At 60.7% G+C, this 3,768-nt stretch carries 2 protein-coding genes and 2 pseudogenes; 1 reads left to right on the top strand and 3 read right to left on the bottom strand.

What is annotated here, in order from left to right:
- Positions 1 to 82 precede the first annotated feature (82 nt).
- Positions 83 to 267: pseudogene (locus tag GSQ88_RS35080) on the top strand (IS66 family transposase); the annotation flags it as partial.
- A gap of 155 nt (positions 268 to 422) precedes the next feature.
- Here the strand turns inward: GSQ88_RS35080 and GSQ88_RS30500 are convergent.
- The 3 genes and pseudogenes from GSQ88_RS30500 to GSQ88_RS35855 form a co-directional block, all read right to left on the bottom strand.
- Positions 423 to 563 (bottom strand): hypothetical protein, encoded by a 141-nt coding sequence (locus tag GSQ88_RS30500; RefSeq protein ID WP_159011628.1) that lies wholly within the window; start codon positions 561 to 563, stop codon positions 423 to 425.
- Between the two features lie 295 nt (positions 564 to 858).
- Positions 859 to 3,480, bottom strand: coding sequence for a S8 family serine peptidase (locus GSQ88_RS30495; protein ID WP_246785133.1), 2,622 nt, complete (start codon positions 3,478 to 3,480; stop codon positions 859 to 861).
- Between the two features lie 123 nt (positions 3,481 to 3,603).
- Positions 3,604 to 3,735, bottom strand: a pseudogene (locus tag GSQ88_RS35855) (IPT/TIG domain-containing protein); the annotation flags it as partial.
- Positions 3,736 to 3,768 lie beyond the last annotated feature (33 nt).

Genomic DNA, 3,768 nt, shown 5'->3' with positions numbered 1-3,768 from the left:
AGTCGGGAGACCTTCGAATCAGGCGTATGGTCAGTCATACGCCTATGTCTTCACCCTCTATCGCTCCGCGCAAGGCGGCCCTCGCCGGAGCGATACTTTGGATCAGCTCGAGTTGACGCTTTAGGAACTGGAGACGCAGCGACCGAGGACGAACTTGCCGCCGAAAGCGCCGCGGCCAAGACCACCACCGTGGCGTCGTTCACACGCAAGCGGCCTTACCGCCAGCCGTTCCGGATCATCCACCCCCGCGAACGGGTGATCGTGCCGGGACAGTAAGCCAAGGAAGTGTTCGGTTTTCCAGCCCAGCATGGGGCGCAATTGCCATTTTGCAGGCCCCAATGCAGCGTAAGCGATCAGGCCGAGAGATGCCACGCTGCAAACCTTTATGACAATCGCCCCGGGCGTCTTCCATTGGGGCATCGCTATTCCTCTGCCTTCGGCAAACGATACCGGCCCGCGGTGACGGCTGGCCGCGTTTCGTCAACCATGTATTCGAGCACGATGCATTGCGGATCGTTCTGGCTCAACCAGGCGCGCGCCTCGACCCCGCTATTGAACGCCATCGGCGTGTCGCGCTCCAACTAAATTCAGGCGGTTGTCACGACAGATCTTCCCGGGTGCCCTTGAAGAACGGGTGTGCCATCAAAAACGGAAATCGGCGTGGCCTTTCGATCGCATCGTCGGCGCAAGAGAATTTACGGCACGGTCACGCCAAGCGATTTCGTCGTCAGAAACCAGTTCCATTTTCGTGACCTGCCTGCTGTAGCGGCAAGTCGTCCCGTTCGTTGCCGTTCGGACATGCGGGTCGCCCATTCGATTGCGGTCTGCCGGAGCCTCAATTCTCTTGTGCAAAGGTGTTTAGAACGGAACGCTGCTGCGGCCTCGGAAAGTCCATATCTGCGTATTGCTGCCGATGCCGCCATACTCGCCGCCGATCATCGTCGTGACGCCGTTGGATAAGCGCGAGCTGAGCCCGGTGGTGACACGCGCCGACCAGCCGGACAAGATCGGCGTGGAGCCCAGCGGGGCGACGCTGGCAAGCGTTGCGTTGTCGTTGTTGAAATAGTAGTCGCCGTAGAGCCCGACAAAGGGCATCAGGGTGATGCTTGAGATCCGGTTGAACGGATAGGCGAACTGGATGCCGTCCGAAATGCGGCCGGTAACGAAGTCGCGCGCGCCTTGCGCCGTTCCCAGCGAGTCGGTGTAGGCGTTCTCGTTCTCCCATAGCCCGTAGATCTTAGCCGAAGGTTCGATGTCGAAGCCATTGACTTTGTAGAGCCCGGTCAGACCGCTCGCGACCAGCCAGCGATTGCCACTGAAACTGCCCTGTGCGGTTCCGGCGAGGCCGTCAAAGCCGATACCGGAATAGGCCGCGGTGACATCGAAGCGCAGCGTCGGCAGGATCTTCCATCCGAGATAGCTGCCGACCGTCCAGCCATCGCCCTTGAGGCGGCCGTTGAGGCTGGTCGAGGTGTAGTCGAAGGTCTCGTAGCCGCCGAACGCGCCAACCAGGAAGTTCGGCATCAGCTTGTGCGTGAGGCCAGCGATGGCGTTGACCTGCGTCCCACTAAGATCGCTGCCGAACGTATTTCGGCTGAGATCGGTGCCTCGCACGTCGATCCAGGCAAGCCAATTGCGCGACGGTGCAGCGGGAGACGGCACCTTGGTCACGGTGCGGTCCATGGCGGCAAAGCCGATTGCGGAGAAATCATCGTCGACGCGGTTGCCGCTTGCATCGAACGAAGCGAGGAGGTGCTTGACGCTATCCTGTTCCGTCTCCGGCTTCTCCGAAACGACCAATTCGAGCGCCTTGAGTGGATCGACAAGGCCGGCTCCGAATTGCGGATTAATTCCTGCGGCTCCGAGATGCTGGGCTGTCCTCACCAGAATGTCGCGAATTTCTTCTGGCTTGAGGGACGGTTTGTGAGCCAACAGTAAGGCCGCAACGCCGCTCACATTGGCGGTTGCAACCGAGGTGCCAGTTGTAAACTGCAACCCCCCTTCGGGCGCCGGCACCAAAATATCGACGCCTGGTGCCGCAACGGTGATGTATTTCCCCTGGTTTGCATATTTGAACAGCTGATTGTTTTCGTCGGTTGCAGTGACGGCCATAACACTTCGATCAGCGCCTGGATAAAGTGGCGATGATTTCGGGCCATTATTCCCAGCTGCGGCGATCAAAAGGACTCCCTTCTCGCGGGCAATCTGTAGCGCCTGTGAGAGTGCTGGATCGGGTGGCCCAGCGAAGCTCATGTTGACGATCCTGGCGCCGTGCTGGATCGCGTAGTCTAGTCCCTTTATAATTTTGAAGGAACTCGATTGGGGTTGGCCCGCGCCGCCAAAAGCGCAGATTGCGATGATGTTTGCGAGCGGGGCGACGCCCAACAGATGGACATGGGAGGCGATCGCTCCGGCCATCCCGGTGCCGTGCGCATCGGCGGAGGACACACCGCAGCCGGCGTCGAACCGGTTCGTAACCCTACCGACGAGATCGGGTTGGTTGGAGTCGATTTCCGAATCGATCACTGCAATAACAACATTGTCACCCTGGGTGATACGATGGGCGTCGGCGAGATGGAATGTCTTCACGATGTATTGCGCCGGATCGCCCAAACTGACTTTCGGTTCGCTTCGATCTTGGGTCAGGCCATAGGTGTAATTGGGCTGCACCGCGGCATTGAGTCCGGCAGCCTCGACTGCGCGGATCACCTCGCGCACGGATCGCCCGTTGGCAATGCGGAAAGTATAAACCGTGCGGCCCAGCATGCCGCTGGTTTGTTGCATCAAAATGGAAAGGCCGAAACGCTGGGCAAAGCCGGCGATTTGCTGCGGCGTCATCTCGGAGGCGGTTTGTAACATCACTTCGTCAGGCGAAAACCGCGTTTCGCCAAGGGAAGGCATGCCCGAACCGGGCGGCAGCGGGAGGATCGGCAGGTCAATGAGGCGCGTTCCGGGCGGGGCACCATTGCCGCCCTGCCTCCCATTGGCGAGGCTGCCCGCCTCAACCCTGCTGCCGCCGTACCCGCTCCCATTGGCGGGGTGGCCTGCACCAATCCTGCTTCCGACGACGTCGGCGTCGGGCTGGTCCAGAGCGATATGGAACGTGAAACCACCGCCGTTGGGCAGGAGAGCCGTTGGGTTGTCGCTGAAGCCGGCATCGATAGCGCCATCGACCGCGCCGACAATGGCCTGCCCCGATATTTGCGCGACTATCGGTGTCACGGAGATCTGCATTTCGCGCAGTTTGATGCTGTCCGTCGGTACTCCGACCTGCTGCGTCAATGCGGCCGATGTACTGGCGACATTTTGGGAGTCGCCGCCGTATTTCGCCGTAATCGAATGGCTGCCCACGGCGAGCGAAGATGTTGTCAAGGCGGCCGTGCCGGCTGCCAGTGTTCCTGTGCCGATCTGAATGCCGCCGTCGAAGAAGGTTACCGCTCCGGTTGATGAGAATCCGATCACCTTCGCTGTGAATATCACCGATTGTCCAAAGCTTGACGGGTTCTTCGACGACGACAGCGCTGCCGTGGTCGTCACCAGCCCATACGCGAACCGGTCCGCCGAACTGGTGGCGCTGGCGCCGCCCGAATTCGTCACCGTCACATCCGCCGTGCCACTGCCGGCGGGAGAGGTCGCGGTGATCGACGTCGCGCTGTTGACAGTGAAGGACGTCACCGCGGCTCCGCCGAACTTCACAGCGGTCGCCCCGGTGAATGAAGTGCCGGTGATAGTCACCGACGTGCCCCCCGTTGCAGGACCGCTGTTCGG

This window comes from Bradyrhizobium sp. S69 (genome assembly GCF_009766005.1).
In the GTDB taxonomy this organism is placed as follows: Bacteria; Pseudomonadota; Alphaproteobacteria; order Rhizobiales; family Xanthobacteraceae; genus Bradyrhizobium.
The sequence above is the reverse complement of the archived record's forward strand: the minus strand, read 5'-3'. Positions and strand labels throughout refer to the sequence as shown.

What these genes read in the sequence shown, in the direction of transcription:
- GSQ88_RS30500 (WP_159011628.1), bottom strand. Translation starts at nt 563, where the DNA reads ATGGCGTTCAATAGCGGGGTCGAGGCGCGCGCCTGGTTGAGCCAGAAC.